Annotated in this window: 22 protein-coding genes; 14 read left to right on the top strand and 8 right to left on the bottom strand. The window is 64.7% G+C overall.

Features of this window, described 5'->3' with window-relative positions:
• Positions 1 to 157: 157 nt before the first annotated feature.
• Positions 158 to 1045 (bottom strand): LysR substrate-binding domain-containing protein, encoded by an 888-nt coding sequence (locus tag ACWTU9_RS24995; RefSeq protein ID WP_455860627.1) that lies wholly within the window; start codon positions 1043 to 1045, stop codon positions 158 to 160.
• 167 nt (positions 1046 to 1212) lie between these two features.
• On the opposite strand from ACWTU9_RS24995, the gene ACWTU9_RS24990 reads away from it, so the two are divergent.
• From ACWTU9_RS24990 to ACWTU9_RS24970, 5 genes are all read left to right on the top strand, one after another.
• Positions 1213 to 2631 (top strand): MmgE/PrpD family protein, encoded by a 1419-nt coding sequence (locus ACWTU9_RS24990; protein WP_455860626.1) that lies wholly within the window; start codon positions 1213 to 1215, stop codon positions 2629 to 2631.
• An 86-nt stretch (positions 2632 to 2717) separates the two neighbouring features.
• On the top strand, positions 2718 to 3626 hold the full coding sequence (locus tag ACWTU9_RS24985) for a dihydrodipicolinate synthase family protein (protein ID WP_455860625.1): 909 nt from the start codon (positions 2718 to 2720) through the stop codon (positions 3624 to 3626).
• A gap of 10 nt (positions 3627 to 3636) precedes the next feature.
• Complete coding sequence (locus ACWTU9_RS24980) at positions 3637 to 4605, top strand: D-2-hydroxyacid dehydrogenase (protein WP_455860624.1); 969 nt, start codon at positions 3637 to 3639, stop codon at positions 4603 to 4605.
• A gap of 20 nt (positions 4606 to 4625) precedes the next feature.
• Positions 4626 to 6167 (top strand): trimethylamine methyltransferase family protein, encoded by a 1542-nt coding sequence (locus tag ACWTU9_RS24975; protein ID WP_455860623.1) that lies wholly within the window; start codon positions 4626 to 4628, stop codon positions 6165 to 6167.
• Positions 6168 to 6172: 5 nt separating this feature from the next.
• Positions 6173 to 7663 carry an N-acyl-D-amino-acid deacylase family protein gene (locus ACWTU9_RS24970; protein ID WP_455860622.1) on the top strand — a complete coding sequence of 497 codons (1491 nt, stop codon included), beginning with the start codon at positions 6173 to 6175 and terminating at the stop codon, positions 7661 to 7663.
• Here ACWTU9_RS24970 and ACWTU9_RS24965 read toward each other — a convergent pair.
• From ACWTU9_RS24965 to ACWTU9_RS24935, 7 genes are read right to left on the bottom strand one after another with little or no spacing between them, the layout of a single operon-like run.
• The gene (locus ACWTU9_RS24965; RefSeq protein ID WP_455860621.1) at positions 7648 to 8313 is read right to left on the bottom strand and encodes a cysteine hydrolase family protein; all 666 of its coding nucleotides are present in this window, start codon (positions 8311 to 8313) and stop codon (positions 7648 to 7650) included. The two genes, ACWTU9_RS24970 and ACWTU9_RS24965, sit on opposite strands and share 16 nt — an antisense overlap.
• Positions 8310 to 9581, bottom strand: coding sequence for a hydantoinase/carbamoylase family amidase (locus ACWTU9_RS24960; RefSeq protein WP_455860620.1), 1272 nt, complete (start codon positions 9579 to 9581; stop codon positions 8310 to 8312). Before ACWTU9_RS24960 ends, ACWTU9_RS24965 begins: the two co-directional genes overlap by 4 nt.
• Positions 9578 to 10738, bottom strand: a complete 1161-nt coding sequence (locus ACWTU9_RS24955; RefSeq protein WP_455860619.1) for an NAD(P)/FAD-dependent oxidoreductase — start codon at positions 10736 to 10738, stop codon at positions 9578 to 9580. The genes ACWTU9_RS24960 and ACWTU9_RS24955 overlap by 4 nt, the downstream gene beginning before the upstream one ends.
• Complete coding sequence (locus ACWTU9_RS24950; RefSeq protein ID WP_455860618.1) at positions 10735 to 12063, bottom strand: Coenzyme F420 hydrogenase/dehydrogenase, beta subunit C-terminal domain; 1329 nt, start codon at positions 12061 to 12063, stop codon at positions 10735 to 10737. The genes ACWTU9_RS24955 and ACWTU9_RS24950 overlap by 4 nt, the downstream gene beginning before the upstream one ends.
• Positions 12056 to 12982 (bottom strand): nitrilase-related carbon-nitrogen hydrolase, encoded by a 927-nt coding sequence (locus ACWTU9_RS24945; protein WP_455860617.1) that lies wholly within the window; start codon positions 12980 to 12982, stop codon positions 12056 to 12058. Before ACWTU9_RS24945 ends, ACWTU9_RS24950 begins: the two co-directional genes overlap by 8 nt.
• Positions 12967 to 14397, bottom strand: a complete 1431-nt coding sequence (gene hydA, locus ACWTU9_RS24940; RefSeq protein WP_455860616.1) for a dihydropyrimidinase — start codon at positions 14395 to 14397, stop codon at positions 12967 to 12969. Before hydA ends, ACWTU9_RS24945 begins: the two co-directional genes overlap by 16 nt.
• A 24-nt stretch (positions 14398 to 14421) precedes the next feature.
• On the bottom strand, positions 14422 to 14772 hold the full coding sequence (locus ACWTU9_RS24935; RefSeq protein WP_455860615.1) for a RidA family protein: 351 nt from the start codon (positions 14770 to 14772) through the stop codon (positions 14422 to 14424).
• A gap of 215 nt (positions 14773 to 14987) precedes the next feature.
• Between ACWTU9_RS24935 and ACWTU9_RS24930 the strand changes: the two genes are divergently transcribed.
• The 9 genes from ACWTU9_RS24930 to ACWTU9_RS24890 all read left to right on the top strand — a co-directional run bounded on the left by ACWTU9_RS24930 (position 14988) and on the right by ACWTU9_RS24890 (position 25536).
• Positions 14988 to 16238: an MFS transporter gene (locus ACWTU9_RS24930; protein ID WP_455860614.1), complete on the top strand. Its 1251-nt coding sequence runs from the start codon at positions 14988 to 14990 to the stop codon at positions 16236 to 16238.
• Complete coding sequence (locus tag ACWTU9_RS24925; protein WP_455860613.1) at positions 16235 to 17002, top strand: SDR family NAD(P)-dependent oxidoreductase; 768 nt, start codon at positions 16235 to 16237, stop codon at positions 17000 to 17002. Before ACWTU9_RS24930 ends, ACWTU9_RS24925 begins: the two co-directional genes overlap by 4 nt.
• Before the next feature lie 30 nt (positions 17003 to 17032).
• Positions 17033 to 18049: an NAD-dependent epimerase/dehydratase family protein gene (locus tag ACWTU9_RS24920; RefSeq protein WP_455860612.1), complete on the top strand. Its 1017-nt coding sequence runs from the start codon at positions 17033 to 17035 to the stop codon at positions 18047 to 18049.
• 11 nt (positions 18050 to 18060) lie between these two features.
• Positions 18061 to 18984 carry a polysaccharide deacetylase family protein gene (locus ACWTU9_RS24915; RefSeq protein ID WP_455860611.1) on the top strand — a complete coding sequence of 308 codons (924 nt, stop codon included), beginning with the start codon at positions 18061 to 18063 and terminating at the stop codon, positions 18982 to 18984.
• Positions 18985 to 18998: 14 nt separating this feature from the next.
• Entirely contained in the window at positions 18999 to 20333 is a 1335-nt protein-coding gene (locus ACWTU9_RS24910; protein ID WP_455860610.1) for a dihydroorotase, read from the top strand.
• A 110-nt stretch (positions 20334 to 20443) separates the two neighbouring features.
• Positions 20444 to 21217: an SDR family NAD(P)-dependent oxidoreductase gene (locus tag ACWTU9_RS24905; RefSeq protein ID WP_455860609.1), complete on the top strand. Its 774-nt coding sequence runs from the start codon at positions 20444 to 20446 to the stop codon at positions 21215 to 21217.
• Between the two features lie 151 nt (positions 21218 to 21368).
• A complete protein-coding gene (locus ACWTU9_RS24900) occupies positions 21369 to 23219 on the top strand; it encodes an ABC transporter ATP-binding protein (RefSeq protein ID WP_455860695.1) in 1851 nt (616 codons plus the stop codon).
• A complete protein-coding gene (locus ACWTU9_RS24895) occupies positions 23219 to 25111 on the top strand; it encodes an ABC transporter ATP-binding protein (RefSeq protein ID WP_455860608.1) in 1893 nt (630 codons plus the stop codon). Before ACWTU9_RS24900 ends, ACWTU9_RS24895 begins: the two co-directional genes overlap by 1 nt.
• Positions 25112 to 25371: 260 nt before the next feature.
• The gene (locus tag ACWTU9_RS24890) at positions 25372 to 25536 is read left to right on the top strand and encodes a DUF3309 family protein (protein ID WP_455860607.1); all 165 of its coding nucleotides are present in this window, start codon (positions 25372 to 25374) and stop codon (positions 25534 to 25536) included.
• The last annotated feature ends 90 nt before the right edge of the window (positions 25537 to 25626 follow it).

Below are 25626 nucleotides of genomic sequence, written 5' to 3'. Positions count from 1 at the left end.
CCCAGTACGCGGGGAATGTTAGAGGCGATGCAAAAATCCCGGAAGGGCTTGAGCTCTCACAAACCGCTGAAATCCAGCCTGCTAGACCTAAAAAAACAATGCCATTGGCGTGTCAAATTTTTTCGTGCGGAGGCAGGGAAGCGCAGGCGAATACTCGTCAGGCGCTGTCTTCCTGCGCCCTCGCCATGATCCATTCGCGCACCGTACGGGCGATGTTGCCCTTGGAGATATGGGTCTCGGTCAGGTAGTAATTCCAGGGACTTGGCGGCCGGACCGCAAACGGTTCTACGAGCAGTCCGCGCCTGAGATAGGCGTGGGCGAGCGAGCGCTGGGTGGCGACGAGGCCGGCGCCCATGGCGGCGAGTTCGAGCGCGATGTTGGAGGCGTTGGTCGACAGGCCCTTGTCGTAATCCTGCATGTCGACGCCAAGTGCGGTGGCAACGACCTGCCAGTATTCCTGGCGGCCATGCACGAAGATCCGGTCCACCTTGAGGATATCCTCCGGTACCTTGATGGCGTGCTCGCCTTCGAGCAGCGACGGGGCGCACAGCAGCACCAGCTCGTCATTCCAGAGCGGGATGGCGGCGGGCGGGCGATCGTCGAAGCGCCGCGTCGAAATGGTGATGTCGGCGATCTGTTCGCTGAGATCCTCCCAGATCGTGCCATGCAGTACGATCTCGATTTCGGGATGCTTCTTGCGGAAGGCGGCCATGCAGCCGGCCAACCAGTTCTCCGCCAGGCTCATCGGACAGGAGACGACCACGGTGCGGTTGCGCGAGGAGGTCACGATCGCCTCCGTCGCCTGGTCGATCTGGTCGAGCGCCTGGCGCAGCGTCGGCAGGAATGCCTCGCCCATCTCGGTCAGCTTGAGGCTGCGCGGATAGCGGATGAACAATTGCCGGCCGATGTAATGTTCGAGCGAGCGGACATGGGTGCTGACCGCGGCCTGCGTGTAGCCAAGCTCCTTGGCGGCCACGGTGAAACTCAGATGCCGGGCCGAGCTCTCGAACGATCTGATATAGTTCAAAGGCGGGGGTGGCTTCATCTCCGGCTCCTGCGCTGTGCCAGAATAGGTAGACCATGGAGGCGCCGGCGTTCAATTGCACGCAAGCGACATGGCATAGATATTTTTGGCCAAAGCCGCTGAACTAATTGCGTGAAAGCACGATGGACCCAAATTAATGATGTCGTGACGACAGAGGGAGTGAAGAAGTGGCTGTGTCGCCCCATCGCCGTGAAGGGCCGGATGCGAGCGCTGAAACTGCCGTGCGCCTGGCCGACTTCGTCTTACGCCGGCCGGCATCGGTCTTCCCTCAGGCGGTGCTGGAACAGGCCCGCTACCTCTTGCTCGACACGATTGGAATTGCGATTGCCGCGGGGCCGATGGAGGCCGGACGCATCGCCCGCGATACGGCCACCCTGCTCTACAATTCGAACGACCCGAAGCATTCCGCACGCATGCTCTTCGACGGCCGCCGCGCCTCAGTGGCGGGTGCGGCTTATGCGGCGGCAACACAGATCGACAATCTCGACGGTCACGACGGCTACAGCCCGACCAAGGGCCATATCGGCGTGGTGGTGGTGCCGGCGCTGGCGGCGCTGGCGGAACAGCTCCCGGAGCTTAGTGGCCCTGACGCACTGGCAGCCCTGGTCGTCGGCTACGAGGTCGCCGGGCGCGCCGGCGTCGCGCTGCATGCGACGGTGTCGGACTACCACACGTCAGGGGCATGGAACGCGCTGGGCGTCGCCGCCATGGCGGCGCGTCTGCGCCGGCTGAGCGACGGGCAATTGCGCGAGGCGCTGGGTATTGCCGAATATCATGGTCCGCGCAGCCAGATGATGCGCGAGATCGCCACGCCGACGATGCTGCATGACGGCTCGGGCATCGGCGCGCTGACCGGCCTGTCGGCGGCGGTGCTTGCCGAACGCGGCTTCACCGGCGCACCGGCGATCACCGTCGAGGCGCCTGAAGTCGCAGTGCATTGGCAGGATCTCGGCAGCTTCTGGCAGGCGCTGCATCAATATGTGAAGCCCTACCCGATCTGCCGCTGGGCGCATGCAGCCATCGACGCGACGCGCGGACTGGTTCTTTCACATCATCTGACACCGGCCGACATCGACCATGTCCAGGTCAACAGTTTCCACTATGCCGCGACACTGTTCGACGGCATGCCCGACACGACGTCGAAGGCGCAATACAGCCTGCGCTTTGCCGTTGCGACCTTCATCCTGCATGGCCGCATCGGGCTGGAGCACATTTCCGGCGGCGGGCTTGAGGACGCCGCCGTTGCCGAGTTGCTCAGCCGCATCAGCGTGTCGGAGCAGGAGCGCCACAGCGCCCGCTTTCCGGCAGGCCGCTGGGCCGATGTCGCTATCACCACCACCGACGGCCGGGTGCTGACTTCGGGCGATGTCCACGCACGTGGCGGACCGGAAGCGCCGCTGACGCCAAATGAGATCGAAGCCAAATATCTGGAGTTCGCGACACCCGTACTCGGACGAGGCCGCGCTATGGCCATCCGCGACGCCATCCTGTCGCTGACCGACCCCGACAGCCGCTTTTCCGATCTCTGCGCCCTGCTCTACGATCCTCCGGTGATCAGCAAGATCCTCCAGCGGCCGGCGTGGTAGACTGACATGCCGCCTCTGGCAGATCGCGGGGTGGGTATGCTCCATGCCTGCGATGACGACCTTCCCTCATCGATAGAAAGACCTACATGACCCGCCCGCAAGGAACCATCGCCCCGATCCTGACGCCGTTCGAGAACGATGGCCGCATCGCCCGCGATCTCTGGATCTCGCACGCCAAATGGGTGCTGGACCAAGGCGCGCATTTCCTGTCGCCCTTCGGTACCACGGGTGAGGCGCTGTCGCTCTCGCTGAGCGAACGCATACAGGCGCTGGAATGGCTGGTTGCATCAGGCATTTCGCCTGCCCGGATGATGCCGGGCACCGGTGTCACCGCATTGCCCGAAACGGTCGAATTGTCGAAGCATGCGGTCGGCCTCGGCTGCGCCGGGGTGATGGTGCTGCCGTCGTTCTTTTACACCGCGGCCGGCGACAACGGCCAGGCGCGCTACTACAGCGAGCTGATCGAGCGGGTGGCCAGTCCGGCGCTGAAGATGATCCTCTACCACATCCCGCAGAACTCCGGCGTGCCGGTCAGCCCTACCTTGACCGCCCGGCTGAGCGCGGCGTATCCCGACACTGTGGTGGCCTACAAGGACAGCGCCGTCGAATGGAACAACACGGCGGCGGTGATTGCCGCCGCACCAGATGTCGCGGTGTTCCCGAGTTCGGAGGCGCAGCTCACCAAGGGGTTGGCCAGCGGCGCGGCGGGCTGCATCTCGGCGACGGTCAATCTCAATGCGGCCGCCATCCGCGCCCTCTACGACGCGACAATCGCGGGCAAGGAGGTCACAGAAGCGGATGCCGCAGTGAAGGCATTCCGGAAGGTCATCCAGGATGCCGGCCTTATCCCGGCGATGAAGGCGGTGCTGGCGGTGCGCTCCGGCGACCAGCGCTGGCTGAACCTGCGCGCGCCGCACGAGAATGCATCGCTGGAAAGCGGCAAGGCGCTGCTCACGGCGCTCGGCCCTCTGGCCGATCATATTGGACGCAACTGAGGCCTGCACAATGTCGGCTCACCCTACCGTCATCCTGCACACCGACCGACCGGCCGCAGCGATGGCGGTGCTTGGGGAGACGCATCCGGATCTCCTTGTCCACGCCTGCGATACCTATGCGACTTTGCCGGCCCTGATCGAGCAGACAGCCGCCGAGGTGGTCTACACCGTCCGCTTCGACGGCACGCCGCGCTTTCCGCGCCAGGCTCTTGTCGAAAGCGCCACGGTGAAGTGGGTATCGGTCGGCGGTTCGGGAACCGATCATCTCGGACGCTGGGATCCGGCGCGCGTCACGGTGACCAATTCGGCCGGCGTCGCCGCCGGCATGCTGGCGGAATATGCGCTGGGCGCCATGCTGTCCTTCTCCCTCGACCTGCGCGGTTTTGAGCGCCGCCAGCTGGCGCGCCAGTGGGGCGGTGGCTGCGTCGAGCCAATCGAAGGCAAGACGGTCCTCGTCGTCGGCCTTGGCAAGACAGGCACGGCAGTCGCCGGGCGCGCCAAGGCGATGGGCATGGAAACACTCGGCATCCGCGCCCGGCCAAAGCCGATGCCCAGCCTCGACGAGGTGCACGACCCGGATGCCTTGCTTGCCCTGCTCGGTCGCGCCGACTTCATCGTCTGCTGCGTACCGCTGCTGGCCAGCACGCGTGGCCTGCTCGGCAAGGCAGCCTTCGCCGCGATGAAACCGTCCGCCGCGCTGATCGATATTTCGCGCGGTGGAGTGACCGAGGAAGCAGCACTGCTCGAAGCCCTCGACGGCAAGCGGATCAAGGGCGCTGCGCTCGATGTCTTCACAGCCGAACCGCTGCCTGCGGACCATCCTTTGTGGGGTTACGACAACGTCGCCATCACGCCGCATTGCGCAGCCGTCTACGAGGGCTGGGACGTCAAATCGGTGCGCATGTTCGCCGACAATCTGAAGCGTTTCCGCAGCGGCCAGCAACTGGAAAACACAGTCAATCCGGAGCGCGGCTACTAAGCCGGGAGGGGACGAGAGAGATGAACCAGGACAGGCGCGGCGGTGGCCGCCGATCGAAGCTCGGGCGAAGCGGCGGCGGCATCGCGCAACTGCCATGGCAGCATGTCGAAAACCCCTATCCACCGATGCAATTGCTGGACGAAGATCGGATGCAGCAGCTGCACGACACCTCGATGCGCATCCTGTCGGAGCTCGGCATCCGCGTGATGAGCGAAAAGGTGATGGATCTGTTTGCCGCCGCCGGAGCCATTGTCGACCGCGAGGAAAAGACCATCAGGATTGACGAAAGCCTGGTCACCGAAGCGTTGCGCGCGGTACCGTCCTCCTTCACGCTGACCAGCCGTAATCCCGAAAAGCAGGTGCATCTCGGCGGCAGATCGCTGGTGTTCGGCCTGGTCGCCGGTCCGCCCAATGTGCATGACCGCATCAATGGTCGCCGGCAGGGCAATTTGCCCGACTACCAGAACTTCATCCGGCTGGCGCACCACTTCAACGCCATCCACATCATCGGCAACCAGGTGGTGGCGCCGATGGAATTGCCGGTCAACGCGCGCCATCTCGACACCTACTACGCCAATCTGACGCTGAGCGATCTCTCTTTCCACTGCACGGCGATCGGCCGCGCCCGGGCGATGGACGGCATCAACATGATGGCCATCGCGCGCGGCATCAGCCTTGAGGAGATGCGGGCTTCGCCCGGTGTGACGACGATCATCTCGATCAACTCGCCACGCCTGTTCGACGATGCCATGGCCGAAGGCCTGATCGCGATGGCCGAGCACGGCCAGCCGGTGACGGTCACCCCCTTCACCCTGATGGGCGCGATGACGCCGGTGACGCTGGCGGCGGCCCTTTGCCAGCAGAACGCCGAAGCGTTGTTCGGCGTGGTACTGACGCAGCTGGTCAATCCGGGCACGCCTGTGATGTACGGCGCGTTCACTTCCAACGTGGACATGAAGTCGGGCGCACCGGCCTTCGGCACGCCTGAGAATGCCAAGGCCAACATCATCGCCGGGCAGTTGGCGCGGCGCTACAATCTGCCCTACCGCACCTCCAACGCGAACGCCTCGAACGTCGTCGATCTGCAGGCGGCCTACGAGACGGAGATGGCGACATGGGGCGCGGTGCTCGGCGGCGCCAATTTGATCTACCACGCGGCCGGATGGCTGGAAGGCGGGCTGACGGCTTCCTACGAAAAGCTCGTGCTCGACGTCGAGATCCTGCAGAACATGATGGAGTTCCTGCGGCCACTGCCGTTCCAGGAAGACGATCTCGGCTTCGAAGCCATCAAGTCGGTGCCGGCCGGCGGCCATTTCTTCGGCGCCGAACATACGATGTCGCGCTACACCACCGCCTTCTACCAGCCGATGCTGTCGAACTGGCAGAACCATGGCGCCTGGGAAGAAGCCGGCGGCAAGGATGCGCTGGAGCGCGCCACCGAGCTCTGGCAGCAGGCGCTGCATGACTATGAGGAGCCGGGGATGGATATCGCAATCCGCGAGGAGCTCGACGCCTATGTCGCGCGCCGCCGCGAGGAGATCGCCGCCAATCCGGACGGCTGACAGCGATGCCATACGATCTCGTCATCCGTAATGCGACGCTGATTTCAGGCGACGGTTCCGATCGCTTCGAGGCCGATATTGCGATCTCCGGCGACAGGATCGCCGCCATCGGCAACCTCGGCGATGCAGATGGTGCACAAGAGATCGACGCTTCGGGCAAGATCGTCGCGCCGGGCTTCATCGACGTGCACACCCATGATGACGGCGCACTGCTGGCGCCCGATGGCATGGTACCGAAGATCAGCCAGGGCGTGACGACGGTGATCGCCGGCAATTGCGGCATCAGCCTGGCGCCGCTGCTGCTCGACCGCGCACCACCGCCGCCCTTCACGCTGGTCGGCGGCCAGGAGAATTTTCGCTTCGACCGTTTTGCCGATTATGTCGCGGAACTGAAGCAACGCGGCATCGCCACCAACGCGGCGCTCCTCGTCGGCCACACCACCTTACGGCAGCGCTGCATGCCCGTGACCGATCGCCCTGCCAACGCGGCGGAGACGGCGGCGATGCAGGAAGCAGTCGTTGAAGCAATGGCCGAGGGCGCGTTTGGTCTCAGCACCGGGCTCGACTATCCGCCGGCGGTCAATTCATCGACCGACGAGCTCAAGGCGCTTGCGGCGACGGCGGCAAACCTCGGCGGGCCGTACGTCACCCATACGCGCAACTATTTCGAGACGATGGATGAGGCGATCGAGGAGGCCATCGACATTGCCGGCCATGCCGACGGCAAGCTGTTCATCTCGCATCACCAGTGCACGGGGCGCGCAAATTTCGGCAAGAGCGGCCCTTCCCTCCAGCGGATCGACAAGGCGCGCGAGACGATGGACATCGGCATGGATGTCTATCCCTATGCCGCGAGTTCCACTGTGCTCAGGCTCGAGCGTTGCGACACCGGGCTGAAGGTCCTCATCACCTGGTCGACGCCGCATCCAGAAATGGCCAATCGCGAGATTGCCGACATCGCCCGCGAATGGAAGTGCACGGAACGCGAGGCGGGCGAGCGGCTGCTGCCAGCGGGTGCAGTCTATTTCCAGCTCGACGAGAACGATGTCCGCACCATCATCGCGCATCCACGCACCATGATCGGTTCGGACGGCCTGCCGCATGACATCCACCCGCATCCGCGCCTGTGGGGCACGTTTCCGCGCGTGCTCGGACACTATGTCAGGGATGTCGGCCTGTTCAGCCTGGAAGAGGCGGTGCATCGCATGACGGGTCTGCCGGCGCGTGAATTCGGCATTGAGCAGCGCGGCACGCTGGCGGTTGGCAATTTCGCTGATCTGACGATATTCGACCCGCAGACGATCATTGACACCGCGACTTTCGAAAGGCCGCGCCAAGCTGCCGCCGGCATCGAGCATGTGTTCGTCAACGGCATCAGTGTGTGGAGTGGCGGCAATGCGACCGGAGCGCTGCCGGGTGCGGTGCTCAAACCCAGCGCTTCAAAGAAGATCGTCAAAAGCGCCTGCGGCTGCGGCGCCGGTCACAGCGCTTCGTAGAGCCGGTCAACGGTTTCCAGCGTGTAGACGAATTCCACCGGCCGCGTGCAGCGCCAGCCTTCAAAGGACTGGCCGGCAAGCGCCTTCAACGCCTCAGGCATGCGCAGTATGCCGCCGCCATAGAGGCGGTTGGCCATGTCGAGCATGCCGGTGCGGTGCATGGCTTCGCTCATGCTGCCGCAGGCCTCCTTGACCAGCCAGACGCGAAAACCCTGATAGACCGCGTCGAACACGCTCTCGGTGACGCAACTGTCGGTGAGCACGCCGGCGACAACAAGGCTTTCGATTTTGAGATCGGCAAGTCTCTGCGAAAGGTCGGTGCGGCGAAAGGCGCTCGGCCAGTGCTTGTGGATGACGATGTCACCAGGCAGCGCCGCGACTTCGGTGCAGATGTCGGCGCCTTCGCTGCCCGCGACGGCGGAGCGAAATTCCTCGGTCAGGATTTCTTCCTGCCTGGCATAGCCGCCGCGCTCCTCCGGCTTCACCCAAGCCTGCGCGTGGATGACCGGAATGCCGGCGGCGCGGGCGGCTTCGATCAGACGGGCGGCATAGGCAAGCACAGCGTCGTAGCCGACGACCGGCCAGGCGGCGCCGGGCCGATATTCGTTCTGCAAGTCGATGACAAGTAAGGCCGTTGCGGCGAGGTTCATGGCTGGTCCTTGTCGAAGTCGGTGACGAAACGCAGGAGCAGAAGGATCGCCTGATCGAGATCGGCGATCTCCATGGCTTCATGCGGATTGTGGCTGCCGTTCTCGTTGCGTACGAACAGCATGGCGGTCGGAATATCGGCGCCGGCAAAGGTGGCGGCATCGTGCCCTGCCCCGCTTGGCACATGCGGTGCCGGTATTTGCAAATCGGCGGCAGCGCGATCCAGCCTTGCAATCAGCGCCGGCGACATGGTGGCGGGCTCCCAAGTAAAGTATGGACCGGCTTCGAAGGTGACCCCGCGTTTCGCGCCGACTTCGACGAAGAGCGCGTGCAGACGCGTTTCGATCCGCTCCAGGACAGCGGCGTCGGCGCTGCGCACATCGAGGGTGAAGCCGAGTTCGCCGAGCACCCGGCTGCCGCCATGCTGGCTCGGATCGGATTCCACCCGACCAAAGGTGATGGTGGCTTCGTGCCCTTCCCGCTCAAGCACATCCCATTCCGCCTCAAGGCCGGCAGCCAGATCGGCAAAACCGAGCACGCTGTCATGCCGGGCAAAGCGTGGCTCGGCGCCGGAATGGGCATAGGCGCCGAGACACCTGGCATCGACATAGCGAAACCCGCCGGCGATGCCGGTGACGATGCCGACCGGCACGCCGGCGGCGACCAGGCGCGGTCCTTGCTCGATATGGACTTCGACGAAAGCGGCGATGCGGTCAGCGTCGATGCCCGGCACTCCGCGCCGCACGGCATCGGGATCGAAGCCTTCCTCTCGCATATGCTCGGCAAGGGTGCGGCCGCTGTCCGACCTCTTGGCGTCCAGGGCTGCCGGCGCCAGCAGACCGAGTGCGGCCTGGCTGCCGGGATAGGACAGCGGAAACCACACCGCTTCCTCGGCGCGCGTCACCAGCACGATCAGATCGCGCGGCATGCCTTGCCCGACCAGTTCGGCCATGACTGCAAGCCCGGCCACGACACCGGCGGCGCCATCAAAATTGCCGCCATGCGGCACGCTGTCGAGATGCGAGCCGATGACGATTGCCGGCAGAGCCGGGTCGCGACCTATCAGCGTCAGATAGAGGTTGCCGGCCGCATCGACGCGCGCAACCGCGCCGAGCCTTTCCGCTTCCTCGCGCACCAGACCGTGGGCAAAGCGCTCGCCGGGTCCGTAGGCGATGCGCGTGATGCCCGGCGCATCGGTGGTGGCTTGCGCCAGCGTCTCCAGCAGACGCCCCGCCAGAATGCCGCCCGCCGTCAATGCGGCATCGCTCATGAAGCAGCCTGCCTGGATTGAGACGCGCGCAACCGATGCGGGGTGAGGTCCGCCAGCGACACGCCTTGCCTCGCGACATCGTCCGGCAGGCCACCGCCGGCGATCAGGCTGGCGCAGACGCGCGACAACGCCGGCGAGGTCTTGATGCCGTAGCCGCCTTGCCCGACCAGCCAGATGAAATCCGGGACCTCGTCATCAGGACCGACGACCGGCGATCCATCGGCAACGAAGGTTCTCAAACCGGCCCAGGAACGCGACACCCGTTGCACCTCGATCGTCGTCGCCCTTTCCAGACGTTCGGCGCCGATGGCGACATCGATGTCCTCGGCATAGGCGTCCATCGGCGCCGACAGCGTCGCATCGGACGGCGAGACGAAGAGCTGTCCTGCATCCGGCTTGAAGTAGAATTCGGCGCCGACATCGTGGACCAGCGGCCAGTCCGATATGTCGACGCCGGCGGGCGCCGGTATGTTGAAAGCGGTGCGGCGCTTCGGTTGCAGGCCGACCGGGTGGACGCCGGCCATAGTAGCGATCTCATCGCCCCAGGCGCCGGCTGCGTTGACGAGGCGCGGCGCAAGGAATGTTCCGGCCGGGGTTTCGACCCGCCATCGACCGCCCTGGCGAACGATTGCCTTGACGCCGCCATTGGTAACGATCCTGGCACCGCGCGCACGGGCGCCGCGCAAAAAACCCTGGTGCAGGCCGTTGACGTCAATGTCCATCGAGTGCGGCTCGATATAGGCACCTGCAAGATAGTCGGCGCGCAGCACCGGCACGCGCTGGATCGCCTCGGACGGCGTCATGGCGACGATCGACGGCACCAGCGCCTGCGCGGCCTCAAGATCCTGGTGCAAGAGGTCGAGTTGATCCTCCCGCGCGACTGTGATCATGCCGCGTTTGCTGAGGAGCGGATAATCAGAGAAGCCGGCCGGCGGGTCGGTCAGGAAAGAGCGGCTGGCCAGCACGATGCGGCGGATGACGCCATTGCCGTAGTTTTCGGTGAAGCTTGCCGCCGAGCGGCCGGTGGTGTGGTAGCCGCAATGGCTTTCGCGCTCGAGCAGCACCACTTTGGCCGACCGGCTGATCTCGAAGGCTGCGCTGGCGCCGGCCATGCCGCCGCCTATGACGATCACATCGGTTTCTTCAGCGACACTCATGGAAATCCATCCTCCGCCATCATGGCTTCGCCGCGCGGCACCGGACGCGGTTCGCCCAACCGCCCGCGTTTGGCGCGATCGCGGGCGCCGCGGCCCTCAGCAAGATTGTTGGCCAGCGTGTTCTGCCGGGCGCAATCCTTAAGGGCAAGATCGGTCACGACCGGCACCGGCTTGCCGGCGATCTCGATGCCTTTCAGCCTAGCCCACACCGCGCGGCGCTTACGCGTTTGGTGCGATTGCAGTTCGCCGAGTTCGGCAAAGCTGGTCTCGCGCTTTATCGCCAATGCGCCGGCTTCAACCGCCGCGTCGAACAGCTCCATGCCACGTGGGGTGCGCACGATTATGCCGTTAAGGGCTTCGTCATCGACCGCCGGCCCGCCATTCAGCCAAGCATCGGTAGCGACGACATCGGCGACCTGGCCGATGGCGTCAGGACAGATCTTGCAACGCGGCTGGATCATCCATTTGTCCTCGTCTTCCCAAAGCTGGCGGTAGGTGAGCTGGAAGGCGCGGCCATCCTTGGTCTCGATCCGATTGAGGCCGGGATTGCCGTAGCCGCGGTAGCGGAACAGCGCGAGCTCATCCTCGCTGAGGCCGAAGCGCTGCAGCACCTGTTCCGATTTCGACAGGTCCGAAGCGCCGCCGCAAGCAAAGCTGAGCGCATAGCCCATCAACTCATCGACGCGCGGATCATGTAGCGCCAGATTGCGGACGGCGGTGATGTCGCAAGGCTTGGCGATCAGCGCGAAAGGTTCGCCGCGCGCAAGGATGTCGCTAAAATCCTCCAGCGGCGCCACCGGGCCATAGCGCGAGCCGGCGCCTTCGAGAACCGAGGCAGCATCGAAGCTCAGCCGCCGCTCGCTGCGCATCGGTGCGGTTCGCGACGCCGAGACATGCAGGACGAATTTCACCCGGCCGGATGTCAGCAGGAACTGGCCAAGCGCTGTCAGCACGCCACCGCTCGAGGCCTGAAACCGCACCGCCGGATCGCCGGCATAGCCAAGGCTGACCCGCTCGGCAGGGCCCCACACCGTGTCGGTCAGTGTCGCGGTGTCTGTCTGCGCCTGTGGTGGTCCGGCGATCCGGGTTCCCGGGCAGACGGCGTTGATCCGCGTCAGAGTCGAAGAGCTCAGCACTTTGCGGGCAACCGGTCGAAGACGCCCTTCCGGCGTCATGACCATCTCGACTTCCGTCGGACCAACGAGCGACCGGCAGAGCCCGCAGCCGATGCATAGCCCGTTCTCGACGATCTCGCCGAGCGACAACGGGACGACCAGCAGCGGCTCCGGGCATTCGGGGAATCGGTCGCGGCCCAGGTCAGACATGCGGACCGGCTTGCTCGCTGATAAGCCGGTACTGATCGGGACGGCGATAGAGCGCGAAGTCGAAATTCACCTTCCGGCAGGTGGCGTTGAGGTCGAGGTCGGCGCGATGGACGATGACTTCGTCGCCGAGCGAAATCGCCTGCGCCGCGATCTCGCCGGTCGGTGCGATGATGCAGGAGCCGCCGATCAGCGCCTGGCCATCTTCGAGCCCGGCCTTGGCAGCCGCGGCCACCCACAGCGTGTTCTGGTAGGCGCCGGCCTGCATCGGCAGATGGTTGTGGAACATTCTGAGATGCGCCAGCGCCGGCGCCTCGTCGAGCAGCAGCGGCGTGTTGTAGCCGAGCACCGCCACCTCCGCGCCGTTGAGACACAGCATGCGGTAGGTCTCCGGCCAGCGGCGATCGTTGCAGATCGCCATGCCGACGCGGATGCCGCCATAGTCGAAGACCGGGAAACCGAGATTGCCCGGTTCGAAATAGCGCCGCTCGAGATGTGTGGTGGTGCCTTCCTCCGGCTCGGCCGAGCCCGGCACATGCATCTTGCGGTAGCGGCCGATGAAGCGCCCATCCGGGCCGACCAGATCCATGGTGTTGAAGTGGCGCGTGCGGCCGTTTTCCCTAGCGATCTCGCAATAGCCGAGCGCAAAACCGACTTCGAGACGAGCGGCCGCATCATAAAGGCGTTGCGTTTCGGGCCCCGGCATTGCGCTTTCGAAGAAGGCGTCGATCTCGACCTGATCGTCGATGCGCCAGCGAGGGAAGAAGGTGGTCAGCGCCATTTCGGGAAACACGGCAACCTCCGCCCCGGCGGCGGCGGATTGCTCCAGGAGATGCACAAGACGACCGACAGTCTCGGCGCGCGTTGCGCTGCGCTGGATGGGTCCTGTCTGGCAGACCGCTATGGTCAGGCATCGAGCCATGGCGTCGTCTCCTCGACTGGTTTCCCCGAACGGGCCGGATCGGCGACGGTGCGCTCCACGAATTGTCCGAAGCCGGGCTGCGCCTTCAGCACGCCGTCGGCGATCACCGGCACGCCGCGGACCAGAACGGTGGTCGGCTTGCCCGTCACGCTCCTGCCCTCGTACGGCGTGAAGTCGACGCGGGAATGCAAAGCGGCGTGTCCGAGCGTCCAGGTCGCTTCGGGATCCCACAGCACCAGATCGGCATCGAGACCTACCTCTATGCTGCCTTTGCGATCGGCGAAGCCGTAGATCGCAGCGGCATTGCGCGAGGTGAGATCGAGATAGCGGTCGAGTGTCAGCCGGCCGGTCAACAGACCTTCCGAGAACAGCAGCGGCAGACGGGTCTCGATGCCGGGAATGCCGCTCAGCGTGGTGGCGAAATTGGGCGTCCGCGATCTGCCGATCTTGTCGGCGAAGTAGTAGGGCGAATGGTCGGAAGACCAGAGATCGATACCGCCATCGATCAGCGCCTGCCACAGGTGCTCATGGCTGCGCGGCGAACGCGGCGGCGGTGAAAAGACGAAGCGTGCCGCATCGAGCGCGGGGCGATCGAGATCGGCGCCGCCGATGAAGAGATATTGCGGGCAGGTCTCGGCAATCGCGTCGACGCCTCGCACACGCGCCCGCACCACCTCCTCGGCCGACTGCCAGGAGGAGACGTGGACGATGGTCATGCGCGCGCCGGTCATTTCGGCGAAGGCGAGCGCGCGGTGCGTCGCCTCGCGTTCCATGGTCTCGCTATGCGCGACGACGTGGTAGCGGATGTCGGTGCGGCCGAGGTCGATCAACCGCTGGCGCGTGCGCCTTATCGCTGCGTCGTTCTCGGCATGGACCATGACGATCCAGCCGAGCGTGCGGGCGGTATCGAGCACCCTGAAGAAGAGATCGTCGTCGACGGCAAAGCCCTGATAGGTCATGAACAGTTTCACCGAGGCAATGCCGCGGCCGGCAAGTTCTGCCAACTGGGTCTCGACATCGGCGCCGGTGCCCATGGTCACCACGGCATGCAGTCCGTAGTCGATCACCGCGCGGCCCGCCGCGCGATCGAGCGCGCGGTCGATGGCACCGACCGTCGACATATCAGGACCCGGCATGCCGAATGGGACGATGCAGGTCGTTCCGCCGAAGGCCGCCGAAATGGTGCCGGACTCGAAATCGTCGGCGTTGCCTGCGCCGCCCCAGACCGGCTGGTCGAGATGGCAATGGGTGTCGATGCCGCCGGGCATGACCCAGCGCTTGGCTGCGTCGATCAGCGATTTGCCTGACAGGCCATTGCCGATGGCTGAGATGCGGCCGTCATCGATGCCGATGTCGCAGCCGGCCCAGCCATCGTCGAGCGCGACGCGTCCGCCTTTGATGACTACCTCATGCATTGCGTTCGCCCACCCCAATCGGCCTCAGCCGACAGCCGCCGTCACCATGATCTCGACGCGATACTGATCGCCGGCAAGCCGCGCCTCGACCGTTGCGCGCACCGGCATGGCGCCGCGGTCGATCCAGGCATCCCAGGCCGTATTCATCATCTCGAAATCGGCGATGTCCCGGAGCCAGATCTGGGCGCTGAGTATTTTGGCCTTGTCGCTGCCGGCCTTGGCCAGAAGCGCATCGATCTTGGCGAGAATCTGCTTCGTCTGCGAGGTGGTATCGCCGGAGAGGTCGTCCGCCGTCAGACCCGCGACATAGACGGTGCCGTTGTAGCGCAGCACCCGGCAGAAACGTTGGCCGTTTTCAAGTCGTTCGATCGTCATGAAACTCCTCCTGGGATGTCGGCGACTTGCCTATGGTATGGACGGCACAAAACCACTGTAAAGCCCCGCCGGCCGCCTAGACGCCGCTTTCGGTCACCGGCATGGCCAAAAAAATCGGAGCCATAGGCGTATCAATCTTCGTTTGCAGCAATCGCCGCCGCGTGTAGCCTCTCGCTCAGGGTGGCGTCGTCGACGGCGCCGCCAGGGGAGCAGCCATGAGGTCGATCGCCCAATCCGCGATGCGGCTGTGGCAAAACGCGGAGCGCTCGCGCGCTCTGCTACCGATCATGACCGGTATCTGTCTCGCCTGCATCGGCAGCGCCATGCTCACCACCGCCGTCTCGCTTCACCTCGGCAAGCCCGGCATTTCGCCCGATGTCGTCCAGATCGTGCTTACCGCCTATCCCGTCGGCTTTTTTGTCGGCTGTCTGGTCACGCGCCCGGCCGTCGCCCATTACGGCCACGAGCGCACCTTCGTGGCGGTCCTGGTGCTGGCGCTGTTGGCGGCCATGGGTTTCGTGTTCACCGATTTCGTGCCGAGCTGGATCTGCTTTCGCCTGCTTGGCGGCATGTCGATGGCTTCGCTCTTCGTCGTCTGCGAGAGCTGGATCAACCTCTATGCCGAGCAGCACAATCGCGGCGCGATGTTCTCGCTCTACATGCTGACGACGGCGATCGCGGTGCTGCTCGGGCAACTCCTCGTCGCGCTGGTCGGGCCGCAATCGCCGCATCTGTTTCCGGTCGCGGCGGCGATGGTGCTGCTGGCGCTGGTTTCCAAATTCGTCGGCGGACGCTGGCCCACCTTGCCAGTTTTTCCCTCTGAGCCGGAGCACGCGAGCGGGCGGGTCAAACGCCTCAGCCCCCTGGCGCTTTTCCGGCTAGCCCCGGTGACGGTGGTGGCTATCTTCCAGGGCGGCGTCACCAACATGAACATCTTCGTGCTGACGCCGATCTACGGCACCCAGATCGGGCTGTCAGCGGGGACGACGGTCGGGCTCGTGACGACCATCAGCATCGCCGGCATGCTGGCGCAGACGCCCGTCGGCTGGCTGTCGGACCGGTTTGAACGGCGGCTGATCCTGCTGGCGCAAGGCTTGCTCTCGGTCGTGCTGTGCGCCACGATCGCCTGGCTCGGCAATTTTTCCGAGCCGCTGCTGTTCGTGCTGTTCTTCCTCTACGGCGCGACGGCGCTGACGATCTATCCCGTAGCGATGGCGTTCGGCGCCTCGCAGTTGCACAGCCGGCATATGGTCGGCGCCTCCGGCACGCTGCTCCTGCTCTATTCGATCGGCAACGTCGCGACGCCCGGCGTATCCGCCGGCCTGATGGCACATATGGGCGCGCCGGCGATGTTCCTGCTGTTGGGCGGCGGCGCGGTGCTGGTGACGCTCGCAGCCTGCTATAATCTGCTGCGCCGGCCGGTCTCCATGCCGGCCCTGCAGGTCGCGGAGAAAGCGAGCCCATGACCGACAATCCCACAGCCAAGCGCCTTGACGGCGCTGTCATCCTGATCGCAGGCGCTGCCAGCGGCATCGGCGCGGCGATCGCCAGGCGGTGCATTGGCGAGGGCGCCAGGATCGTCTGCGCCGACTACGATCTCCACCCGGCGAAGCAACTTGCCGACACGCTCGGCCCTTCGGCGGTCGCCTGCCAATGCGATGTGACCGATAGCGGTTCCGCCCGGGCCGCTGTCGAGTTCGCCAGACAGAAATTCAACCGGCTTGACGGGTTGGTGCACAATGCCGCCGCACCGTCGACCAGCGCCACCGTCGTCGATCTCGACGAGAGCGCGTGGCGGCGCGAACTCGATGTCGGCCTGACCGGCGCGTTCCTGATGAGCAAGTACGCAGTGCCGCTGATCGCGGCAAGCGGCGGTGGATCGGTTGTGTTCATCGGCTCGCAGTTCGGTCGCGTCGCCACCACAAAGGCGGTCGCCTACTGCGCCGCCAAGGCCGGGCTGATCCATCTCGCCAAGGCAATGGCTGTCGACCACGCCGCCGACAAGGTCCGCGTCAACAGCCTGTCGCCGGGTGCGGTGGCGACGACGCGGCTGCTGCGCCGCTTCGCGGATTTCGAGGCAGCCAATGCCACACTCGGGCCTGCCCAACTGCTCGGCCGGATCGCCGAACCGGAGGAGATCGCCGCAGCGGCTGCCTTCCTGCTTTCGCGGGATGCGTCCTTCGTCACCGGCTCCGACATGCTTGTGGATGGCGGCTATGCGACGCGCTGAATTCTACAGGTCGAGTCTACAGGAGATCCCATGACGCTTCTCGTCACCGGCGGCACCGGCTTTGTCATGAGCGTGGTGGCCCATGAATGGCTCACCCGCGACCCGCAAGCCCGCGCCGTGATCCTCGACCGCTCCGGCCTCGACACCATCGCGGAGAAATTCTTCGCGCCGGTGCGCGACCGCCTTACCGTGCTCACCGCCGACATACTGGATCCCAAACAATGGGCTACGGCACTCGACGCGCATGGCATCACGGCAATCGTCCATGGCGCGACGGTGACACCGAATTCGCGCCCGAGCGACCCGACACAACCGCCCGAGGCCAACGATCCGGCTGCCATCGTTGATGTCAATCTGATGGGCACGGTGCGCATGCTGGAATGGGCGCGGGGCCGCCCCGGCATCAAGCGTTTCGTCTATGTCAGCTCCGGCTCGGTCTATCGCCATAACGGGCCGGACTGGAGCGGCGAGCCGCTGCCCGAGGATGGCTATGTCGCGCCGCTGACGCTTTACGGCATTTCGAAATTCGCCGCCGAAATGGTCACCAACCGCTATGCTGACCTCTTCGGCCTGTCGGCCATCTCGGTGCGTCTGTCCTCGGTCTATGGGCCGATGGACCGCGTCACCGGCAGCCGCAATGTGCGCCATCTGCCGAACCGAGTCGCGCATATGGCGCTCAGCAACGAGACGATACGGCCGAACAGTCTTGAGCCGCTCGGCGACTATGTGCTGTCGAGCGATGTCGCCAAGGCAATCATGGCGCTGCTCGATGCCAAGATCTTGCGCTACCGCCACTACAATATCGGCAGCGGCGGCACGCAGACCGTCGGCGACTTCATCGGCTGGGCCGCCGAACGTTTCCCCGGCCTGAAGAGCGAGGTCCGCCCGCAAGAGACGGCGAACATAGTCATGAACGCAGCCCTGAAGACGGGCATGTGGGGCGAGTACGACCTTGCCCGCATCGAGCGCGATACGGACTGGCGGCCGACGCCGGCGAAGCAGGCCTTCCATGATTACATCGACTGGATTGCCGCCAACGAAAGCTGAGGAGCAGAGCGATGCCGACCGAATTCCAGCAACCGCGCGACTTCGTCGGCTATGGCTCGAACCCGCCCTTCATGACCTGGCCGGGCGGCGTCAAGCTCGCCATCAACCTCGTGCTGAACTACGAGGAAGGCTCGGAATATTCCTGGCTCGAGGACGGCCGCAACGACAATTGGGGCGAGTACAATCTCGCCACGAGCCCACCGGTGCGCGACCTCGGCACCGAGACCCATTTCGAATATGGCAGCAGGGCCGGTGTCTGGCGGCTGGCGCGGCTGTTTGACCGCTACGACATCCCGATTACCGTCTCCGCCTGCGCCGTCGCGCTGGAGCGCAACCCGGCGGTCGCCGAATGGATGAACGCGCGCGGGCACGATCTGCTCGGCCACGGCTTGCGCTGGATCGACTACACGACGATGGAACGCGACGAGGAAGAGCGCCAGTTGCACGAGGCGATTGCGCTCTACGAGAGGCTGATGGGCAGGCGTCCGCTGGGCTGGAACTGTCGCTTGCTGCCGAGCGTCAGCACGCGCGACCTCTTGGTGCGCGAAGGCGGGTTTCTCTACCACTCCGACCCCTGCAATGACGACCTGCCATATTTCCTCGACCACCAGGGGACCGAGATCCTGGTCGTGCCCTATTCCAAGGCGCTCAACGACAGCCGCTACCTCGTCGCGCCGGGCTACAGCAATCCGCGCGACTTCGCCGAGGATTGCCGCTCGGCCATCGACTACATGCTCGACGAAGCCGACGAGACCGGTGGCCGCATGCTGACGATTGGCATCCATGCGCGCTGGATGGGCCAGCCCAACCGTGCCTCGGGGCTGCGCGAAGTGATCGAGCACGTTAAGAGACAACCGGCTGCTGCCTTCATGCGGCGCGAGGATATCGCCCGCTTCTGGCTGGAGAACCATGCTGGCTTCGAGCAGCGCGCCTGACGGAGCGGGGCGGCATGTTCGAGACGCTGATCAGGGGCGCGACAATCGTCAATGCCGACAGGCAGGAGCGGCGCGATGTCGGCATTGCCGGCGGACGCATCGCAGCGCTGATCACGCCCGGCGGTGCAGCGGAAGCAGCGACCGTCATCGACGCTTCGGACTGCCTGCTGCTGCCCGGCCTGGTCGACGCGCATGCGCATCTGCGCGAGCCGGGCCTGACGCACAAGGAAAACTTTTACTCGGGTACGCATGCCGCGGCCCTTGGCGGCGTGACGACGGTGCTCGACATGCCGACCGACGAGCCGTGGACGGCCAGCGCCGAGGAGCTGACCGACAAGATGGCGATGGCGGCAGGCCGGCTCCACGTCGATGTTGGTTTCCAGGCCGTGGTCAGCCGCGATCTGTCGCTGATCCATGAGCTGCTCGACCTCGCACCGGTGTCGTTCGAATTGTTTACCGCCGACGTGCCGGAGACCTTCCTGTTTCGCAATTTCGACGCGGTTGCCGAGGCGCTCGGACATTTTGGCCATGCCGATACGCTGGTAGGCATTTCGCCGGGCGATCAATCGATGCTGACCGGCGCCAATGAGCGCAACAAGACAGGGACCATCGCAGCCTTTCTCGACAGCCGGCCACCGCTTGCCGAAGCCGGCGGCGTTGCGCGCGCCGTGCTTGCCGCCGCCGCGACAGGCGCGCGCGTCCATATCCGGCAGATCAATTCGGGGCCGGGCGTCGAAGCGTGGAGCCGGTTGCGCGACCGGGCGGACGCCAGCGTCGAGACGACACCGCAAAACCTGTTCTTCACCGCCGACGATTACGAGACGCAAGGCGCCAGGCTGAAGGGTTCGCCACCGTTACGGTCGCGGCAGGATGTCGAAGCCTTGCGCGCTGCGCTGAAGGGTGGGCTGATCGACATCGTCGCGACCGATCACGCGCCACACGCGCCGGCCGAGAAGGCCGCCGCATACGCCGCCTTCGCCGATATACCCGGGGGCATGCCGGGGCTGCAGACGCTGCTTCAGGTAACGCTGAAACTGGTGGACGAGGGACTGATCACTCATGCCGATGTGGTGCGGATGTGCGCGCGCAATCCGGCCGAGCGTTTCGGGCTCGGCAAGCGCAAGGGACGCATCGCCACCGGCTACGACGCCGACCTGCTGATCGTCGATCCGCGCGTATCCAGCTCCATCTCCGACGCCGAGCAGGTTTCCCGCGCGGCTTACACGCCGTTCGACGGCTGGAGCGTGAAGGCCCGGCTGACCAATGTGTTTCTGCGCGGGCGGGAGATCGTGCGCGATCAGGCGCTGATCGGTGCGGGGCAAGGCAAGGTCGTGCGCCGGGAACACTAGACCGGTTGACCGTTTCAGGGAAACGGCGAACCGCCCTATCTATTTGTTTTTACGCAATTCCGGACAGAAAACCGCTCACACTTTTCATGGAATTGCTCAAAGGAGACGAAATGCCCCTGCTCGAGAACAAGGTTGCGATCGTCACCGGCGGAAGTTCCGGCATCGGCCGTGCGATCGCGCTCAAATTCGCGGCGGAAGGCGCCGCCGTCATCGTCGCCGACACGGGCGAATTGCCGATCGAGGGTGGCGACAGCACGGCAGCCCTTATCGAGTCCTCTGGCGGCACGGCAATGCATGTCACGACTGACATTGCGGACTGGGCTGCGGTCGACGCGCTGGTCGGCGTGACGGCCGGGCGTTTCGGACGGCTCGATGTGATGGTCAACAATGCGGCCATCTACACCAGCACCAATCTGGTCGAGACCACGCCGGAGCAATGGAACCGCGTCATCGGCGTCAATCTGACCGGCTTCTTCCACTGCTCGAAGCGCGCCGTCATGCAGATGCACAGCCAGACACCGGTCAACGAGGTGCGCGGTCGCATCATCAACATTTCCTCGCAGCACGGCATGGTCGCCTGCCCGGGCGATTTTCCCTATTCAGTGAGCAAGGGCGCGATCGTGCAGATGACGCGACAGATCGCCGTCGATCATGCCGATGACCTGATTGTCTGCAACGCGATTGCGCCCGGCAAGATCATCACCGGCAAGCCAGGCGTTGCCAACGATCCCGACGCGCTCGCCTATTCACACAGCCGCACGCCCTGGCCGCGGCTCGGGCATCCGAACGACGTGGCGGGCGCCGCGCTGTTCCTTGCTAGCGACATGGCAAGCTACGTCACCGGGATCAACCTGATGGTCGATGGCGGCTGGATGGCGGGATGACACGAATTGCAGGGCCGTTCAGGTACAGTGCGATGCCGCCATTGGCCCTTGAACGGCCGAAATGGAGGCGTACCATCTCGGCATCTGAAACTGAGTCTGCTTTCATTCGTCTGGGCTAATGTCCGGACCGGATTGGGTATTTTCCTTGGCAATGGACGCAACCAGCGGCGCGGCGAAGCGCGGCAAATCGTTTGCCCATGTGGCGGAGGCGTCCTGGGGCAAGGGCCTCAGCACGCTGCTGCGCATCGTGCGCATGACGCTGCGCCATCCCTGGCAGGTGGCTATCACCATCGTCTCGACCTTCATCGCCGCGACGCTGCAGCTGTTCATCCCGCGTCTGCTCGGACGCGCCATCGATCAGGGGCAAGGCGTGATGGCCGCAGCCGCTGGCGCGGCGGCCGAGCAGGCGCTGTGGACGACGGCGATCACGCTGCTCGTCGTCAGCATCCTGCGTGGCCTCTTCACCATGGCGCAGAACTATTACGGCGAGGCTGTCGGCCACCGCACCGGCTATGAACTGCGCCTCGCCTTCTACGAGAAGATCCAGCGCCTGAGCTTCAGCTTCCATGACAGGGTGCATACCGGCGACCTGATCACGCTCGGCCTGCTCGACCTCGACGGCGTTCGCATGTTCTTTTCCACCGGCATATTGCGCGTGGTGCTGCTCGGCGTGCTGATCGGCGTCGGATCCTATCTCCTGATCAGCACCGATCTTGAACTTGGACTGCTCAGCCTGAGCTTCGTACCGTTCGTCGCCTGGCGGTCCTCGGTCACGCAGCTCAGGCTGCGCAGCACCTGGCTGACGCTGCAGGAGCGGCTGTCGGTGCTGAGCCGGGTGATGGACGAAAATCTCGGCGGCATCCGTGTCGTGCGCGCCTTCGCCGCGCAGCGGCATGAGCTGGAAAAATTCGACCGCGCCAAGCTATCGGCGCTGGAGCTCGCCAATCAGCGCGTCGACATCCGCGTCGCCAACACCAGCGCCATGAACTTTTCGTTCCTCGCCGCCATGGGGCTGGTGCTGTGGTTCGGCGGCCAGAAGGTGATCGCGGGTGAGATCAGCGTCGGCACACTGGCGCAGTTCCTGACCTTCATGACCATCCTGCAGATGCCGGTTCGCCAGCTCGGCCTGATGGTCAACTCGTTCGCCCGCGCCTCGACCTGCGGCACAAGGCTGTTCGAACTGCTCGACGCCGAGCTCGACATCGAGGACGCACCGGGCGCCAAGGATCTCGTGGTCAGCGAAGGTGTGCTGCGCTTCGACAATGTCGGCTTCCGCTATGCAGGCACGGGCGGCCGGCCGGCGCTGTCGGGCATCTCCTTCGAGGCCCGGTCCGGCGAGACCGTCGGCATTGTCGGCCCGCCGGGCAGCGGCAAGTCGACCATCGCGCATCTGATCCCGCGCTTCTATGACGTGACGTCGGGCGCGATCACCATCGATGGCCAGGACATCCGCGCGGTCACGCTGCAATCGCTGCGCAAGGCGGTCGGCGTCGTTCAGCAGGATGCGTTCCTGTTCACCACCTCGATCGAAAACAACATCGCCTATGGTAATCCCTGGGCGCGCGAGACCCGCATCGGACAGGCTGCCGAATATGCCCAGTTGCACAACTACATTATCGGGCTTCCGGCCGACTACAAAACGGTCGTCGGCGAGCGCGGCGCCTCGCTTTCGGGAGGCCAGCGGCAGCGCCTGACCATTGCCCGCACCCTGATGCTGCGGCCTTCGGTGCTGGTCTTCGACGATTCCACCGCGGCCGTCGACGCCGGCACCGAGCAGCGTATCCGCACCGCCATGAAACGCTTCACCAAGGACCGCGTGACGCTGATCATCTCGCATCGGCTGAGCTCGCTGATGCATGCCGACCAGATCCTGTTCGTGGAAGGCGGCCGCATCGTCGAACGTGGCACGCATGAAGAGCTGTTGGCACTCAAAGGGCGCTACCGCGCGCTCTACGATTTGCAGCTGCGGCCGGATGAAGACCGGCTCGAAGGAGCCGCCTGATGTCCAAGCAGGATGACGACGAAAAGGACGACAAAAGCGGCCGGCCGACCAAGGCCGTCGTTGGCTCGCATCGCGACGACGAGGAGGTTTTCGGCAAGGCCTACGATCCGCGTATCGTGCGTCGCATCTGGAGCTTCGTGAAGCCGTATCAGGGTCGGCTCTTCATCTCGGTTGCCGCGGTGCTGGTGTTCACTCTGACGCAGCTGGCGATCCCGCTGGTCATTCGCTACGCCATCGACCACGGCATGGTGGCAGGCAAGGTCGACCGGTCGGTGATGAATTGGGCGATCGGCGCTTTCGCTGCGATCATCCTGATCAACTATGGCGCCAGCTATGTCCAGGAAAGCGTGGTCGGCAAGGTGGCCGAAAATGTGCTGTCGGATTTGCGCCGCGCCATGTTCAGCCATCTGCAGCGTGTCTCGCTCAGTTTCATGGACAAGACCGAAGTGGGACGGCTGATGTCGCGCCTGCAGGGCGATGTCAATTCGATGCAGGAATTCCTCGAGACATCCGTCATGTCGGTCGGCGACATCGTGCTGTTGTTCGGCATCGTCACCGTTCTGTTGTGGCTCGATTTCCGGCTCGGCCTGCTGACGCTGTCGACCATGCCGGCCCTGTTCATCGTGCGGCTGTTCTGGCTGCCCCGCGCCAAGGTCGCCTTCATGGCCGCGCACGAAACCAATTCGATCGCCAACGGCGCGCTGGCCGAAGGCATCCATGGCGTGCGCACGGTGCAGAGCCTCGAGCGCCAGCACGTCAATTTCGAGCTCTATGACGAGAAGGTGCTGGCCAATCTGAGGACGCACCTGACCTCGGCCAAATATGCGCAGGTGATGGTGCCAATCGTCGACACGCTGACCGGCATCGCCATGGCCACGGTCATCGTCGTCGGCGGCTCGATGGTGCTGTCGCACAGCCTCGACATCGGCGTCATGGTGGCGTTCCTGTTTTACATCCAGCGCTTCTTCGACCCGATCCGCTCACTCACCATGCAATACTCGGTCATGCAGCGCGCCATGGCTTCGGGCCAGCGCATCTCCGAAGTGCTCGACGTGCCGGTCGATGTCAGCGATAAACCAAGTGCAGTCGCTCTGACGCGCGACATGGACGGTTCGGTCGAGTTCAAGAACGTCACTTTCGGCTACTGGCAGAACCAGCCGGTGCTGAAGAATGTCTCCTTGCGCGTCAATCCCGGCGAGACCGTCGCGCTCGTCGGCCCGACCGGTTCGGGCAAATCGAGCTGCATGGCGCTGGTTCACCGCTTCTACGATGTCTGGTCGGGCGAAGTGCTGGTGGGCGGCCATGATGTGCGCGACGTCACGCAGGATTCGCTCGGCGACCAGGTCGCGATGGTGCTGCAGGAACCGTTCCTGTTTTCAGGTACGGTTCTGGAAAACATCCGCTACCACAAGACCGGCGCCAGCCGCGAAGAAGTGGTGCGCGCGGCGCAAGCCGTCGGCGCGCATGATTTCATCGAGAACCTGCCCGACGGCTACGACACCGAACTCGAACAGCGCGGCGGCAACCTCTCGCTTGGCCAGCGCCAGCTGATCAGCTTTGCCCGCGCACTGGTGGCGGATGCCAAGATCCTGGTGCTCGACGAGGCTACGGCCAGCATCGATTCCTACACCGAGATGCTGATCCAGAAGGCGCTGGTGACGCTGCTCGAAGGCCGCACGGGGCTGGTGATCGCCCACCGGCTGGCGACCATACGCGGCGCCGACCGCATCATCGTGCTGCAGAATGGCGAGATCGTCGAAAGCGGCAACCATGAGCAGCTTATGGCGAGGCAAGGCCTCTACGCCCGCCTCTACAACATGAACTACGCTTCGTTCGACGACATGTCCGAGGATGAGATGACGACAGGCGCACCCGTCGGCAAGGCGACGTGAAGGTGGCCTGTTGAGCCCAACGGAAACTCGCGGGAAGCCGCGCAGAGCGGGTCAGCGATTCTATCAAATGCCGAGTCCCTCCGGGGCCAGCAGGCAGGGTTCCTGCTTTTCTTAGCCGTCAAACAGAGACCGTAATCACGCCGGCTGCGCTTGCCCTTGGCGCGCAAGGGTTGCAAGTCATTGGAACAGGATGGCCTGCCGCGAGTTTCTGTCTTCGAGCCGCGCGGTGTGAATGGCGCGGCAGCGCAAGGAGACGGCATATGGGCCTGGGTACCATTCTTATTATCATCCTGATCATCGCGTTGCTCGGCGGCTTCAGCGGCCTCGGCGGCGGACCCTTTTATGGCACCGGATACTATGGCGGCGGCGGCCTCGGGCTGTTGCTGATCATCGTCATCATTCTGGTTGTTCTCGGGCGGATATAGCGCCGCCGACAGCGGCCGCCGGACCTCCCAGGTACGGCGGCCGTTCTTCGTTGAAGACAATGGTTGGTAGTTGAAGACATCGCTGACGTC

It is taken from the genome of Mesorhizobium sp. 128a (assembly GCF_053848025.1).
This window is presented reverse-complemented; position numbering and strand designations above follow the sequence as displayed.

Coding starts and splice junctions, on each gene's coding strand:
- ACWTU9_RS24970 (WP_455860622.1), top strand. CDS start 6,173: ATGCCATACGATCTCGTCATCCGTAATGCGACGCTGATTTCAGGCGAC.
- ACWTU9_RS24895 (WP_455860608.1), top strand. CDS start 23,219: ATGTCCAAGCAGGATGACGACGAAAAGGACGACAAAAGCGGCCGGCCG.
- ACWTU9_RS24975 (WP_455860623.1), top strand. CDS start 4,626: ATGAACCAGGACAGGCGCGGCGGTGGCCGCCGATCGAAGCTCGGGCGA.
- ACWTU9_RS24985 (WP_455860625.1), top strand. CDS start 2,718: ATGACCCGCCCGCAAGGAACCATCGCCCCGATCCTGACGCCGTTCGAG.
- ACWTU9_RS24950 (WP_455860618.1), bottom strand. CDS start 12,063: ATGTCTGACCTGGGCCGCGACCGATTCCCCGAATGCCCGGAGCCGCTG.
- ACWTU9_RS24915 (WP_455860611.1), top strand. CDS start 18,061: ATGCCGACCGAATTCCAGCAACCGCGCGACTTCGTCGGCTATGGCTCG.
- ACWTU9_RS24980 (WP_455860624.1), top strand. CDS start 3,637: ATGTCGGCTCACCCTACCGTCATCCTGCACACCGACCGACCGGCCGCA.
- ACWTU9_RS24965 (WP_455860621.1), bottom strand. CDS start 8,313: ATGAACCTCGCCGCAACGGCCTTACTTGTCATCGACTTGCAGAACGAA.
- ACWTU9_RS24930 (WP_455860614.1), top strand. CDS start 14,988: ATGAGGTCGATCGCCCAATCCGCGATGCGGCTGTGGCAAAACGCGGAG.
- ACWTU9_RS24960 (WP_455860620.1), bottom strand. CDS start 9,581: ATGAGCGATGCCGCATTGACGGCGGGCGGCATTCTGGCGGGGCGTCTG.
- hydA (WP_455860616.1), bottom strand. CDS start 14,397: ATGCATGAGGTAGTCATCAAAGGCGGACGCGTCGCGCTCGACGATGGC.
- ACWTU9_RS24920 (WP_455860612.1), top strand. CDS start 17,033: ATGACGCTTCTCGTCACCGGCGGCACCGGCTTTGTCATGAGCGTGGTG.
- ACWTU9_RS24890 (WP_455860607.1), top strand. CDS start 25,372: ATGGGCCTGGGTACCATTCTTATTATCATCCTGATCATCGCGTTGCTC.
- ACWTU9_RS24905 (WP_455860609.1), top strand. CDS start 20,444: ATGCCCCTGCTCGAGAACAAGGTTGCGATCGTCACCGGCGGAAGTTCC.
- ACWTU9_RS24955 (WP_455860619.1), bottom strand. CDS start 10,738: ATGAGTGTCGCTGAAGAAACCGATGTGATCGTCATAGGCGGCGGCATG.
- ACWTU9_RS24935 (WP_455860615.1), bottom strand. CDS start 14,772: ATGACGATCGAACGACTTGAAAACGGCCAACGTTTCTGCCGGGTGCTG.
- ACWTU9_RS24925 (WP_455860613.1), top strand. CDS start 16,235: ATGACCGACAATCCCACAGCCAAGCGCCTTGACGGCGCTGTCATCCTG.
- ACWTU9_RS24945 (WP_455860617.1), bottom strand. CDS start 12,982: ATGGCTCGATGCCTGACCATAGCGGTCTGCCAGACAGGACCCATCCAG.
- ACWTU9_RS24910 (WP_455860610.1), top strand. CDS start 18,999: ATGTTCGAGACGCTGATCAGGGGCGCGACAATCGTCAATGCCGACAGG.
- ACWTU9_RS24995 (WP_455860627.1), bottom strand. CDS start 1,045: ATGAAGCCACCCCCGCCTTTGAACTATATCAGATCGTTCGAGAGCTCG.
- ACWTU9_RS24900 (WP_455860695.1), top strand. CDS start 21,369: ATGGACGCAACCAGCGGCGCGGCGAAGCGCGGCAAATCGTTTGCCCAT.